The organism is Pseudomonas sp. W15Feb9B, assembly GCF_000828175.1.
GTDB lineage: Bacteria > Pseudomonadota > Gammaproteobacteria > Pseudomonadales > Pseudomonadaceae > Aquipseudomonas > Aquipseudomonas parakoreensis.
Genome location: NZ_JTKF01000001.1, coordinates 219450 through 232184, shown reverse-complemented (window position 1 = coordinate 232184; position 12735 = coordinate 219450). Strand labels below are relative to the sequence as shown.

The following is a 12735-nucleotide window of genomic DNA, read 5'->3' as shown; positions in this document are numbered from 1 at the left end:
TAAAGCGCACACGGTATCAAAAAGTTCATCCTTGAAAGCGATAGCAAAGGACGGTCATGTATTAAAAATATCCGCAGACCTTAAGTTAAATGTTGCACCAAAAATAATTCTTGAAGAGGTCGGAATAAATAACGCGTCTACCTTCTCAGGTTTTTGCTCTGTACATGACAAAAAAATATTCTCGCCAATCGAAGATCAATCATTTGATTCTTCCCCTTTACATTGCTTTCTAGTGACTTATAGAGGAATAGCCAAAGAGTTATTTAGCAAAGACTATGCATCAAAAACATTTGAATTGATGAAAACCCTCGATGGAGGTAAAAGCCTCCCTCAGCAGCTAGCAATCCAAGCCGTATCAAATGTTCTTGGCAATAACAATAGTTTAACTATAGGGGATTTGAGGCGGATAAAATCAAAGCTCAATATGATGCTAATGTCGAATGACTATTCTGATCTGAATTATACCGTGTTTACACTTGAATCTCCGCCCCCAATAATGGGGAGTGCAATGGTAGGTCCAACGTTTGATTTTGATGGGCACAAAGCTCAAGATATTTCAAATGATAGAGACAGTGTGCCGGATTACATTGCCATTAATTCATTTTCTAGTAAAGGGAAAGGGTATATTGTTTTGTCGTGGCTATCAGAGCATTCTTTAACCTGCAATAAACTGATTAGACAGTTTCTAGATAATAAACTGACAGCCGATAGCTTGGCGGTGTTCACAATTCTACTTATCGAGAATTTCTATATTTCGCCAGATTGGTATTCTTCGCTGGATGACGACACTCAAAGATTAATAAAAAGCCTGTATTCGCAAGGCATAGATGGTTGTACCTATGGCGAGTCGATAAATATTTCTCGTCCTCTGAATTTTCCACCAATAACAAATATATTGATGGTGCCGATGATTTAACTTGTTTGTTTGCGAGTCAAGCTTTCTACTATTGCTCGGGATTTGAGTAAAAACAATTCGTAACCATCACTCCGTTATGTTAAACAGCCCCGTACCCGACCCGGTGCAGGGAGACTTTTAGTCCGGCCAAGAGAACTAGACTAGGATCTCGAACTCCTTCTAATATTTTTGCAGACCGCTTAAAAAACAAAATTTCGGTCATTGAGGTCACATGTTTTGTGTTCTCTGCGACATACGGCAGCACTCCAAAGTGCCCTAAATGTTCCCTAAAACGCTTTCAATGATCGTCCGAAACTCTCACTCACACAGCCAGATCTGCTTTCCGCCAAAAGAGGAAGTCTTAAGGTGCTTACTTTCGCTCCTTAGCAGCCCTTAAATAAGTTAAGCTCAGTGGAAATACGAGCGAAGACTGTGAGCGAAGTATTGTCTTTATCGTAGTAGAATAGTTGTTTCTATGCTCAATCTTTGCATTAAACATAGAAACCCCTAAGAGTATATCGCGAATTTTTTATCATAAAATCCGATCTTACTGCTTCTAGTCATTAAACCTCTTGCATCAAGATTGCTCTCTCTATTGAAAGTCGGACCGATTCAAAGGTTTGGGGGTCGCTGTGCGAAATTAATCTACTGTAGATGTCTTGAAAATCACCATTATACATTTCGCTACCAAATACTTTGTCGGCTTGAAGTATTAAAATTCTCAGCAGGTGCTTTCCGCACAGATGAGAGGTTTCAGATTCGTCTGACACACCCTCATACTCTTGCTTAGGATTAAAAGCGTCATGTTCTAGCTGTGGGAATAGCTCTCTTTCCGTTATCCAGCCACCCTTTTTAAGAGACTCTTCAATAATACTAATTCTAACTGTTTCAATGTAATCTTCTGTGGGGGCCAAAAAATAATCATCGCAGCTTTTAATTAACTCCGCAGCGTCTGTTTTTGTAGTCTTTATTCCGACCCTATAATTTCTAGAGATGGCGTAAAGACGCGACAACTTCTCATATTGTGCCCTGAGGATACCCCAGTATTTCTCATACTCGAATTTTGGTGATATGTCAGGCGTGGTTTTTTTCAGCCTTTCACGAAACAGGCCGACTAGTGCTTGCTCAGTGATAAGATAGTTCTCAAAACAAAATCTACCAAGATAAACAAACTGTTTTCCTTGATAGGTCCCAGCCTCTCCAGTTATATCATCAAAGTCTTTGTCACAAATAAAAATTCGCTTTTTGTTTGAAACTTCATTAGAAATATCTTTGAATTTTGTTTTCCCTCCAGTGCAGATCACTGCGTATTTAGGTTTGATTCCGATTTTTATTAAAAACTGCTCATATATATATTCTTGCCCTTCATCTTCGAAATAGAAGAACAGATCAAAATAATCTGAAAGTAGAATATCTCTCGCTGCTCCGCCGTCAGCGGAATATGATGGGTAGTCTTGGTATGCGCGCATATTTATCACCCCCCTCTCGAATCACCAAATACTCGTGAAACTGTATGCCTATATGGTCCTACAATTTCGGGTGAATGCGAGGCAAGAATGATCTGACAGTTTTCAGGCGCTAACTCCAACATTGCTCCAACGAACTCTTTTTGCCACGCCAAATGAAGCGAGAGCTCCGGCTCGTCAATGATAAATATAGAATCTTTCTTCGCAACAAAATAAAGATAGCTAAGGACGATAATAATTTGCCGCTCGCCCGAAGAAAGCTCGTTTATCCCACGCTCTTGTGAGCCTTCTGATGTTTCAGCAGACATAAACTTAAAGCGCAACTGACCATCAACCTTCGAGAATAAAATCTCTTTGTCAGAGTCAGCAAAAAAAGAATTAACGACTTTTAAATATTTTTTTGTGCGAGCACTGCTTTCTGCAATTTTTTCATCCATTTCCTGAATGGAAGCCAATAGGCTTTCAATTCGAGCAAAAGAGATATTTTTAATAATTATATCTCTTTCTTCACTTGCAGTTCTGCGTCCAGCCTTCAGTTTTTTTACCGTGCCAGAAGACTGCGCTTCAAAAATCTTCTTAGTGTCCTTGAAGAACTTTCCAAGAACCTTTGCAGGACCTTGATCTTTGTAAATCTCCAACTCCCTCAGTCGCTGCTCAAGTTTAGAAATGTCATCGATTGTGACACTAACTTGATCCTGCCCGAGTTCGCTTGCGCGCAAGTCCAGAAATTTTACCATCAGCCCATTAATAAACTCAGTTTTGATTGTTGCAAGGTTTTTGGTTAGGTCGCGGTGATTTTCAATACAATATGACTGAACATAGTCTAAAGGTGTTTTCTCTACAGCGGGCTTATCACTTAAAAACTTTACATGCCAAGCATTGTCGATTGACACGTCACCGCTGTTGGCAGTAACTTTAATTGTTCTATCGATATTTACAAGGGTTATGCTTGTTCTTGCTTTTATTTTATCGATTTCTTTTTTTATGGCAATGGCATCATCCAATGGCTTGCTCTTTTTTAGGTCGTGCTGGAACCCCTCCATAATCGATCTTAGGATTAATGAGTTCTCTTTATCCCCTTTCATCAATACTGAGATCGACGAGAGTGCGGCAGAAAGCTCATTTATCTTGACGGTATAATTATCATTTTTCCTTAAGAAAGAAATCACCCCTCTTTTTTCGTTATCGAAAAAAACAATCTCAATTTCGGAAAATTGGAGTGATTGAATATAGTCAATATCAAAATTTAAAATAGCCCTGATTATGTTTAGCGCGGTTGTCTTACCTGAGCCGTTCTTTCCAAAGATTATATTAAGCCCGGAATTCAGGGTTGTCAGCCCAGTTATGTAGCCATGCAAGTCCTTCGCATACAAACTTTCGATTATCATATCCCGACCCTGTTATTTATATAAATACAGATGAAAAGAACTTCTGACGAGTTGCGTACAGAGATATAGTGGCATGATGGCACTGTATGCGCTACATCCTTTGTGCCCTATCATCCAAATCTATCATCGCTCGACCAGTTTCCGTTGACGCATCCCACTACCGGCTCTTAGCCGGTAGCTGCTATCTGGTAGAACATGCACTCATGTGCTAGTAGCAAGTACCTGGATGAACGTCCGCTCTTGGCCGCAGCCTCATCCGTAATTCCCTCTCCTCAAGATATTGCCAGATCAACGAAGCTTCACACGACATCAGCCATCAACAATGTCAAATGCTGTGTTGCCCAAAACCTCCCCATTCACCAAAACCCTCACCCCATGCCGCCCCAAAAAATGCTTCCGCGTCGTAAAATCCCGAATCACCTGCCGCCTCCCCACAACCACTTCCCCAAACCCCGCCAACACCACCGTCTTCAACTTGAAAACCTTCCCCGAAACCCCGCCATTCGCCTTCACATAGTCAATCGCATAATCAATCACCAAGCGCTGTTCATGCGCCACCGTCGACTTCACCGTAAACGACAACGTAATCGCCTCACCCAACCTCACCACCGCCGGCTCAACCCGCACATCCAGCAACTCCACCTCAGCCTTGGCCCCCGCACCAATCACCGTCAGCGCACGCAGATCTCCCTGTTTGATCAAACTGCGCAACGCATGCTTGGCAATCCACGCCGTGTGTTTGTTCTCCAGTGGCCAGCCTTCAATCGTGTCCAGTACCCATTCCGGATGTTCCTTGGTTACGTCATTCAGATGGTTCGCCACGGACTTGCGCACGTACAAACTCTCGTCGGCTTTCAACCGATCGAGGATTCCGGCGGCCAGTTGCGGGTTGGCTTGCACGGCTTCCAGGCGAAATGACCAGGGCAGGCGAGGGCGGGTGCCTTCGCTGGCGAGGCGGCGGACGTGGTGGTTTTCGTCTTGGGTCCAGTCGTGCATGAGTTCCAGTGAGCGTTCGAGGTCGCTGCGCAGGAAGTGGCGGATGGCGAATTCGGAGGAGCCGAAGGTGGTGAAGTATTTCAGCGCTTGCATCGAGGTGTCGAAGGCGTGGCCGCCGTAGCTGGCGACGTAGTGCGGCAGGCACATGCTGACGAATCCGCTGTTGAGGCGGGGGGCGAGTTCGCGCAGGACGTCGAGGGAATCTTCGTAGTCCAGTGGCAGCACGGCGTGCAGGCTTTCGCTGACGCGGGCCATGCGTTGCATCACCGACAATTCCGCCAGCCCTTGGTTGGCGTGCTTGAGAAACGCCTTGGCCTTGAACGCCGGGTACACGGCGCTCATTTCGCTGGCGATGTGTTGCAGGCGTTCGGCGTTGAAGATTTCCTTTAACGCCGGGGCGGCGGTGTCGGTGGTGCTCATGGTCAGGTCATCGGGGTGCTGATGAACGCTTCGAGGGTTTCGGCGTACGCGGTGTATTGGGCGATGTGCGGGTAGCGGCGGGTGTCGATCTGGTCGGGGACGACGAGGTCGGTGAAGCTCCAGGCGACGGCGAGGCTGATGCCGGCCTGGGTGAGGGTGCCGTCGGTGGGCAGGCCGGTTTTTTCCAGTTCCTGTTCGAGGGCGGTGAACGCGGCGGCGAGTTGGCCTTCGACGCGTTCGACCCACGGTTGGTATTGAATGTCGGCCGGGCGCAGGTTGCGTTCGTAGTAGAGCTGCACGGCTTTTTCGCAGGCGGCGAGGCTGAGGCCGATCAGGCGCAGGGCGTGGGCGCGTTGTTTGAGGTCGCTCGGCAGCAGGCTTTTGCCGCTGGCGGCTTCGAGGTAGTCGAGGATGAGGGTGGAGTCCATCAGGACCACGCCGTCGTCGAGGATCAGTGTGGGCGCCTTGACCACCGGGTTGATCTGCTGGAATTGCTCGAAGTGGCGGAACACCGAGACCGATTCATGTTCGAGGTCGATGCCCAGGCGTTTGGCGGAGATCGCCACGCGGCGCACGTAAGGGGAGTCCAGCATGCCGATCAGTTTCATGACGCGTTCCTTCAAGTCGAACCGGTGGGAAGGCATAACCTAGCCGAGCCTGAGGCAAATGTCAGTCGTCAAACCCGGCTTGTTCGTGAATCTCGTCCACATTCAATTCCAGCCGATACGCCACCGCCACGAACAACGCCTGACACAAACACAACGTCGCGCTCAGCGAACGAAAGGCCAATGCGCTGCCTTCATTCACCAGCAGCAGGCTGTTGGCGTTTTTAGCCAATGGCGAGAGGTGGCTGTCGGTGAGGATCAGGGTGTTGGCCTGTTGTTGGCGGGCGTAGCGCAGGCAGTGCTGGGTTTCCTTGGCGTAGGGGGTGAAGCTGATGGCGATCACCAGATCGCCGCTACGCACGCTGCGCATCTGCTCGCGATAGCTGCCGCCCAGCCCCGAAACCAGGTGAATGCGCTTGTGAGTGTGTTGCAAGTTGTAAACGAGGTAGTCGGCGACGGCGAAGGAGCGGCGCACGCCGACGACATAGATGTTGTCGGCGTTGACGATCAGGTCGACGGCTTTTTCAAACGCGACGTCGTCGAGTTCGCGGCCCAGGCGTTCGATGCCGGAGCGGGTGGCGTCGATGCATTCGCGGGCGAGGTCGCCGTCGCTGGCCTGCTGCGACTGGTTGGCGATCATGCTGCGGATGCGTTGCTGGTAGTTGTGCACTGGCGAGGCTTTGTGGGTGTAGGCGGTGCGGAACAGTGCCTGCATTTCGCTGAAGCCGCTGAAACCGAAGCGCTGCGAGAAGCGCACGATGGCGGACGGATGCACCTCGCATTCGCGGGCGATGTCGCTGATGCGATCGACCATGATCCGCTCGCTTTGCTGGCTCATGTAGCTGGCGATGCGTTTGAGTTGGCGTGGCAGGGTGTCGTATTCGTCGGTGATCAGTTGCAGCAGACGCTCGGCATTGATCGGGGGGCTGGCGAGGGGGCGCTCGTCGTTGGCCGGCAGATCGGGGCGGGGCATAAGTCTTCCTTCAGGCTGATCAAATCACACTGTGGCGAGGGAGCTCGCTCCCGCTGGACTGCGCAGCAGGCCCAAAGTTGGGGGCCGCTTCGCGACCCAGCGGGAGCAAGCTCCCTCGCCACAGTTGTTTACGGTGTGCCTGATGATAGGCGGGGTGCGGGGAGTTGGCAGGGGAGATTTCCGGCGTCTGCGCAGCTGAAACGATGCACTGCGCGGGCGGCATGGCTGAAAAAAATGCGACCAACTGCCGCTCGGTTAGCCGTTTGTCTTCTATATACAGCCGTTGGACTGAATTTCTTGCTATAAACGCACTCCGATGACCGCCATGACGCCTGTGTCAGAGCTGTTTACGGGGCTTGTCGGACAAATTCCCGGTATTTACAGTTGCTGAGGCCTCAAACGGGCCTTAGACTGCCGCCCCTTCGTAAATTGAGTGCCGGGTGGCGTTTGCAATAAACGATGCCTTTTCGTCGACCGGACACGGTTCGCCGGAACGCTCCCTATTTCGCCTTAATGCACGTTTTTTTATAGAGATATCAATGACAAAGGACAAGTTGCTGGCCATGCCGGCAGATGACTACATGAATGCCGAGCAACACGCTTTCTTCACTGAGCTGTTGCAGAACATGAAAGTCGAAACCCATGAGCGCATTGAGCAAAACCGTATCGCCATCGAAAGCCTGGACACTCCGGCCGACCCGGCGGACGCGGCTTCGGTTGAAGAAGAGCGCACCTGGCTGGTGAACGCGATCGATCGCGACCAGCGCATGCTGCCGCAACTGGAACAAGCCCTTGAGCGCATCAAGGAAGACAGTTTTGGCTGGTGCGACGACAGCGGCGAGGCCATCGGCCTGAAACGCCTGCTGATCAGCCCGACCACCAAATACTGCATCGAAGCTCAAGAGCGTCACGAGCAGATCGACAAGCACCAGCGTCAGGCCTGATTCCATGGCTGCCCCCTGAATCGGGGGCGCCTGCAAAAGATCGCAGCCTTCGGCAGCTCCTAGACGAGCTGACGGGGCTGCGATCTTTGCTTTTGCTCGTCTGCGATATCTTGCGCACCGTTCCATTGACCTGCTGCAGACTCCACGACTAACGGACCATGGATAATGGCGTTCTAGTGGCGTTTAATGCAGTCACAACAATGAGAACAAGCGTGGGGTGTTGAAATGACGAGAGATGGATCTCTGGTTGGGGCTTTGCCCGCACCAGTGCTGTTGCCGAAAAACCGCTGGATCGCTCCGACCCTGCAAAGCATCGCCCTGATGCTGTTGCTCGCCGGCATGACGCTGGGTGAATGGTCGCTGTACATCGGCCTGCCGCTGGCGGTGCTGATTGTCTGGCTGCCGCGCCTGCGCTCGCGTGCCATCCCCGATCTTGCCCCTGTCGATGCCGGCAGCGCGATTTCCGAACTCACTCGCGACCTTTCCTACACCACCAGTCATAACGCGCTGTCAGCCGCCGGTGTGGCGTTTTCCGTCAAGCAACTGGCGAGCAAACTGGAATCGCAACTCGACGCGGCGGCGCAGATTGTCAGCAACGCCGAAGTGATGATCGCCACCGAACACGCCACTTCGCAGCTCAGCCGTGAAGCGCTGGACGCCGCCAGCGAAGCGCATCACAGCAGCGCGGCGGGGCGCACCGAACTGGTGGATTCGATTGCGCGCATGCATCAACTCAGTCAACGCGCCAACGCCAGCCGTGAGTTGATCGAAGCCTTGAGCCTGCGCAGCGACGACATTCAACGGGTGACGCTGGTGATTCAGTCCATCGCCAGCCAGACCAATCTGCTGGCCTTGAACGCGGCGATTGAAGCGGCACGGGCCGGCGAGCATGGCCGGGGTTTTGCGGTGGTGGCGGATGAGGTGCGCGGTCTGGCGGCGCGCACGGCGTCGGCGACGGGCGAAGTCGGCGAGATGGTCGCCGATATTCAGCAGCGCACGGCGCAAGTGGTGGAGCAGATCCGCGAGCTGTCCAGTGATCTGCAGACCGGCGTCGAGCAGGTCGAGAACACCGGTCAGCATCTGGAAAACATCGCCCGGTTGGCCGCCGGGGTGGAAGGTCAGGTCGGCGAAATCGCCCGGGGTGCGGAAACCAATCGCGAGCAGCTCGACAGCCTGTTCAAGGCCATCGAACAGATGCGCAGCGATCTGGCGATCAGCGATCAACAGACCCGGCGCCTGGCCGAGGCCGCCGTGCAGATGGAAGGCCAGGCGGAAACCATCAGCGAGCGCCTGGCCGAAGTCGGTCTGGATGACTATCACCAGCGCGTCTATGACCTGGCGCGTGAGGGCGCGAGTCAGATTGCGGCGCGGTTCGAGGCGGATGTCGAGCAGGGGCGGATCAGCCTTGAGGATTTGTTCGACCGTCAATATCAGCCGATTCCCGGAACGCAACCGCCGAAGTTTCAGACCCGTTTCGACCGCTACACCGATCAGGTATTGCCGGCGATTCAGGAGCCGTTGCTACCGCGCCACGAGGGGTTGGTGTTCGCCATCGCCTGCACGCAACAGGGCTATGTGCCGACGCACAACCTGGCGTTCAGTCAGCCGTTGACCGGTGACGCGCAGGTCGACGCGGTGGGCAACCGCACCAAGCGCAAGTTCGCTGACCGCACCGGGATTCGCTGCGGCAGTCATCAGCAACCGGTGCTACTGCAGACGTACACCCGCGATACCGGCGAGCTGATGCATGACCTGTCGGTGCCGATCATGGTCAAGGGCCGGCATTGGGGCGGTCTGCGCCTGGGCTATAAACCGGAGAGTCCGCGCTGATCGATTGTTACCGCTCGCGCAATGAATCTGTGCACGGGCGTTGCTGTTTCCTCCGCGACGAAGTCATTAACATGGCTATTAGTTAGGTAGCTAATGAAGTCGAGAGGTCAATATGTGCAGAGTCGATGTCGCGGTGATGATTGGCAGTGGTGTGCCCGCCGGATTGCGCGCGATGGGCCAGAGTGTCTGCTGGGTGGTGCTGCTCAACGGTGAGCGGCGCGGCATTGCGTTCGCCAGTCGCGACGAGGCGGAGGAGTGCAAGGCTGCCTGGCTCGCGCAACTGATGGCCGAGCCTGGCGACAGCCTGCACTGACATTTATTAACGTCCGTCGTGCAGGCGTACGTTTAATTCATCGACCATCACCGCTTCTTCGCCGTCGGCGCGCAACCACTCTTTCAGAAGTTGCGCCTGTTGCGGCGTCCAGAACTCGGCATCAATCAACTTGGTGTTGGCGTCCAGCGGATGCGCTTCGATGAAATCGTCGATTGCCTCGTTTTCCGAAGGCAGGCCCAGTTGGTCGAACAGGGTTTTCAGATCATAGGCTGGCAGTTCCATCGTTTACTCCTTTTGCGTTGGCCGGAATGGCGCTGTCGCTCGCCCTTTATCTGAGGCGGCCGTTGGACAAGAGTTCGATTCGTGATTCAAGCGAGCGGGCAAGGGCGCATGCTTCGTTATGATCTTCGCGGAAACCTCTTACACGACCGGTGGATGATTCTTTGATATGAAAGAACGCGTTGCCCGCCGGAACTACCTGAAATCGAGGTCTGTGATTGCCTGGTCCGTGCTCCGCCAGTTCAGCCAAATCGGTGCCTTGCAGTACGAATGGCGAGTCAATGCCAAGGTTGGAAGGCTGGGCAAAGTGAGTCAGAGTGCACATATGAAGTCCTTTTCATGAGATAGCCGACGGTTACAGGTCGGTTCGGGTAGTCGGAAGGAGCATCGCTGCTCTAGAATCGCCAGTGTCTGTTGGCGACAGGTGCCTATCTAAAGCAATTTTTTACCGGCGATATGTCGGAAAAGGGCTTTTTTTCGTCAGTTTTTTCCCTAAAGTTTGTAGTCCGTCTTCGTTGCGCTTCAATGAAGATTTTTCCTTCAAAGCCTGGCGAACGTCGAGGCAAGTTTCTCGCCTGACTTTCCAGTAGTCTTGCGAACCCTTGATGAATGGGCGTTCTGCTTGTTTCAGGTTGGTTGAAGTCGTTCGGTAACAGCATCGGCCTGGCCATTTTTTTGCCGTGCGCGTTTTGGCGCAGGGTACTTTTCAGATGTGGGGATGTTTCTTTGGCAGTCAGTAATCTCGATATGCATGCTTTGTTCGTGTTGGGTGATTTGCGTGCAAAGCTGGTCAAGCTGTTTCAATCGCGTTTTGTTTACATCACCGAACAGAACGCCGAAGGTATTTACGTGGCCGAGATCGACACCGAAAGTGCATTGGTGGTCGATGACAAACCGGGGCTCAAGCTCAAGGTCGGCGATCATTTCAGCGCGGCGGTGCTGCCCAGCCGTGAAGGCGGCAAGATGGACATCCGCTTTCGCGAAATCAAACTGACGGTGTACGGCCTGGGCGATTACGCCTTTGTCGATACAGCAGACGGCCACGCGATCCTGTTCAAGGAAGGCCACAGCGTGGTGACGGTGTTTGCCGCGCATCAGCAATTGCAGGAAGGCCTGACCAAAACCCTGAAAGCGGTCACCGGCAAAGCCGCGAAGTGGCGCAAGGGCGAGCTGGTCACGTTCAAGGCCAGTGAGTGACTGGCGATTTGAGTCGCGCTGACTTCCATTCCCGGCACCTCGACCGAGCACGTGAAGAGGCTTTGCGGCTGTTCAACGCCAAAGCCGGAATGCAAGGCGCGTGGCTGAACTGGGTGGCTGCGCAGATCTACACGTTGCGGCCTGCGGAATACGCCAGCATGGTCAGACGCGAGCTGCAAAGCTTGCAGGAAAAGTCTGAAACGTAACCTCGTCGGGATAGGGTCCCGGAAAAAGCAGGAACCTCGGCTACAGTCAGTTGACTGAGTATTCAGAGGCTTGCGGTCTTCTGCCAGGCCATCCTGCTATTGCTGTGAACAGCACGAGGTGCAAAAGCATGAAAGGATTTCGACGGCTACTGGCCGCCAGCATGGTCACGTTTGGTGTGCTGACATCGGCACAACCGGTGACGGCGGCGCAAACGCCCATCCATTTTGCCGACCTGAACTGGGAAAGCGGCAGCCTGATCACCGATGTCCTGCGGATCATCGTCGAGAAAGGTTACGGCTTGCCGACGGATACGCTGCCGGGCACCACCATCACCCTGGAAACGGCGCTGGCCAACAATGACATTCAGGTCATTGGCGAGGAGTGGGCCGGGCGCAGTCCGGTGTGGGTCAAGGCCGAGGCGGAGGGCAAGGTCGCCAGTCTCGGTGATACGGTCAAGGGCGCTACGGAAGGCTGGTGGGTGCCGGAGTACGTGATTAAGGGTGACCCGGCCAAGGGTATCAAGCCGCTGGCGCCAAATCTGCGCAGCGTCAGTGACCTGAAGCAATACAAGGACGTGTTCAAGGACCCGGAAAACCCGAGCAAGGGCCGTTTTCTCAACAGCCCGATTGGCTGGACCTCGGAAGTGGTGAACAAGCAGAAGCTGACCGCTTATGGCCTGCAGGATGACTACACCAACTTCCGCAGCGGGTCGGGTGCGGCGCTGGATGCCGAGATCAGTTCTTCGATCCGCCGGGGCAAACCGGTGCTGTTCTATTACTGGTCGCCGACACCGTTGCTGGGCAAATTCAAACTGGTGCAACTGGAAGAGCCACCGTTTGATGCCGAAGCGTGGAAGACCCTGACCGATGCCGATAACCCCAATCCGAAACCGACTCGTTCGCTGGCTTCGAAACTGTCGATTGGCGTGTCTACGCCGTTCCAGAAGCAGTATCCGCAGATTACCGAGTTCTTCAGCAAAGTGGATTTCCCGATCGCGCCGCTGAACAAGGCGCTGGCCGAAATGAGCGAAAAACACACCGCGCCACGGGAGGCCGCTGAGGCATTCATGAAGGCGCATCCAGAGGTGTGGCAGGCGTGGCTGCCGAAGGATGTGGCGGACAAGGTCGCGGCCGAACTGAAATAAGCCGGGCATCTGTGGCGAGGGAGCTTGCTCCCGCTCGGCTGCGGAGCAGTCGCTATCTCGTGAAATGCGGTTTTAATGATTAACCGCGTCAGCCGATTTCAGTGCTGCTTCGCAGCC

At 53.2% G+C, this 12735-nt stretch carries 14 protein-coding genes; 7 read left to right on the top strand and 7 right to left on the bottom strand.

Going from position 1 to position 12735, the window contains the following annotated elements; translation table 11 throughout:
• Positions 1-31: 31 nt before the first annotated feature.
• Positions 32-916 carry a hypothetical protein gene (locus OC71_RS26905; RefSeq protein ID WP_256198904.1) on the top strand — a complete coding sequence of 295 codons (885 nt, stop codon included), beginning with the start codon at positions 32-34 and terminating at the stop codon, positions 914-916.
• A 542-nt stretch (positions 917-1458) separates the two neighbouring features.
• Here the strand turns inward: OC71_RS26905 and OC71_RS01020 are convergent.
• From OC71_RS01020 to OC71_RS01000, 5 genes are all read right to left on the bottom strand, one after another.
• Positions 1459-2364, bottom strand: a complete 906-nt coding sequence (locus tag OC71_RS01020; RefSeq protein ID WP_041062918.1) for a DUF4435 domain-containing protein — start codon at positions 2362-2364, stop codon at positions 1459-1461.
• Positions 2365-2369: 5 nt separating this feature from the next.
• Positions 2370-3749, bottom strand: coding sequence for an ATP-binding protein (locus OC71_RS01015; protein WP_041062915.1), 1380 nt, complete (start codon positions 3747-3749; stop codon positions 2370-2372).
• Positions 3750-4058: 309 nt separating this feature from the next.
• Positions 4059-5165 (bottom strand): DNA alkylation repair protein, encoded by a 1107-nt coding sequence (locus OC71_RS01010; protein ID WP_041062913.1) that lies wholly within the window; start codon positions 5163-5165, stop codon positions 4059-4061.
• Positions 5166-5167: 2 nt separating this feature from the next.
• The gene (locus OC71_RS01005) at positions 5168-5773 is read right to left on the bottom strand and encodes a glutathione S-transferase (RefSeq protein ID WP_041062910.1); all 606 of its coding nucleotides are present in this window, start codon (positions 5771-5773) and stop codon (positions 5168-5170) included.
• Between the two features lie 61 nt (positions 5774-5834).
• On the bottom strand, positions 5835-6743 hold the full coding sequence (locus OC71_RS01000; protein WP_041062907.1) for a MurR/RpiR family transcriptional regulator: 909 nt from the start codon (positions 6741-6743) through the stop codon (positions 5835-5837).
• A 539-nt stretch (positions 6744-7282) separates the two neighbouring features.
• Here OC71_RS01000 and OC71_RS00995 point away from each other — a divergent pair.
• The 3 genes from OC71_RS00995 (at position 7283) to OC71_RS00985 (ending at position 9830) form a co-directional block, all read left to right on the top strand.
• Complete coding sequence (locus tag OC71_RS00995) at positions 7283-7687, top strand: TraR/DksA family transcriptional regulator (RefSeq protein ID WP_003225981.1); 405 nt, start codon at positions 7283-7285, stop codon at positions 7685-7687.
• A 225-nt stretch (positions 7688-7912) separates the two neighbouring features.
• Positions 7913-9517 carry a methyl-accepting chemotaxis protein gene (locus OC71_RS00990; protein WP_041062903.1) on the top strand — a complete coding sequence of 535 codons (1605 nt, stop codon included), beginning with the start codon at positions 7913-7915 and terminating at the stop codon, positions 9515-9517.
• A 112-nt stretch (positions 9518-9629) separates the two neighbouring features.
• Positions 9630-9830, top strand: a complete 201-nt coding sequence (locus OC71_RS00985) for a hypothetical protein (RefSeq protein WP_041062900.1) — start codon at positions 9630-9632, stop codon at positions 9828-9830.
• A gap of 6 nt (positions 9831-9836) precedes the next feature.
• Here the strand turns inward: OC71_RS00985 and OC71_RS00980 are convergent, their stop codons facing one another.
• Both OC71_RS00980 and OC71_RS28445 read right to left on the bottom strand, forming a co-directional pair.
• Positions 9837-10073, bottom strand: a complete 237-nt coding sequence (locus OC71_RS00980) for a DUF2789 family protein (RefSeq protein WP_041062897.1) — start codon at positions 10071-10073, stop codon at positions 9837-9839.
• Between the two features lie 46 nt (positions 10074-10119).
• Entirely contained in the window at positions 10120-10395 is a 276-nt protein-coding gene (locus OC71_RS28445; protein WP_084234098.1) for a hypothetical protein, read from the bottom strand.
• Positions 10396-10796: 401 nt separating this feature from the next.
• On the opposite strand from OC71_RS28445, the gene OC71_RS00975 reads away from it, so the two are divergent.
• From OC71_RS00975 to OC71_RS00965, 3 genes are all read left to right on the top strand, one after another.
• Positions 10797-11267 (top strand): hypothetical protein, encoded by a 471-nt coding sequence (locus tag OC71_RS00975; RefSeq protein ID WP_041062894.1) that lies wholly within the window; start codon positions 10797-10799, stop codon positions 11265-11267.
• Positions 11268-11275: 8 nt separating this feature from the next.
• Entirely contained in the window at positions 11276-11473 is a 198-nt protein-coding gene (locus tag OC71_RS00970) for a hypothetical protein (protein ID WP_041063058.1), read from the top strand.
• 128 nt (positions 11474-11601) lie between these two features.
• A complete protein-coding gene (locus OC71_RS00965) occupies positions 11602-12618 on the top strand; it encodes an ABC transporter substrate-binding protein (protein ID WP_041062891.1) in 1017 nt (338 codons plus the stop codon).
• Positions 12619-12735: the final 117 nt, after the last annotated feature.

Coding starts and splice junctions, on each gene's coding strand:
- OC71_RS01020 (WP_041062918.1), bottom strand. CDS start 2,364: ATGCGCGCATACCAAGACTACCCATCATATTCCGCTGACGGCGGAGCA.
- OC71_RS01015 (WP_041062915.1), bottom strand. CDS start 3,749: ATGATAATCGAAAGTTTGTATGCGAAGGACTTGCATGGCTACATAACT.
- OC71_RS01010 (WP_041062913.1), bottom strand. CDS start 5,165: ATGAGCACCACCGACACCGCCGCCCCGGCGTTAAAGGAAATCTTCAAC.
- OC71_RS01005 (WP_041062910.1), bottom strand. CDS start 5,773: ATGAAACTGATCGGCATGCTGGACTCCCCTTACGTGCGCCGCGTGGCG.
- OC71_RS01000 (WP_041062907.1), bottom strand. CDS start 6,743: ATGCCCCGCCCCGATCTGCCGGCCAACGACGAGCGCCCCCTCGCCAGC.
- OC71_RS00995 (WP_003225981.1), top strand. CDS start 7,283: ATGACAAAGGACAAGTTGCTGGCCATGCCGGCAGATGACTACATGAAT.
- OC71_RS00990 (WP_041062903.1), top strand. CDS start 7,913: ATGACGAGAGATGGATCTCTGGTTGGGGCTTTGCCCGCACCAGTGCTG.
- OC71_RS00985 (WP_041062900.1), top strand. CDS start 9,630: ATGTGCAGAGTCGATGTCGCGGTGATGATTGGCAGTGGTGTGCCCGCC.
- OC71_RS00980 (WP_041062897.1), bottom strand. CDS start 10,073: ATGGAACTGCCAGCCTATGATCTGAAAACCCTGTTCGACCAACTGGGC.
- OC71_RS28445 (WP_084234098.1), bottom strand. CDS start 10,395: ATGTGCACTCTGACTCACTTTGCCCAGCCTTCCAACCTTGGCATTGAC.
- OC71_RS00965 (WP_041062891.1), top strand. CDS start 11,602: ATGAAAGGATTTCGACGGCTACTGGCCGCCAGCATGGTCACGTTTGGT.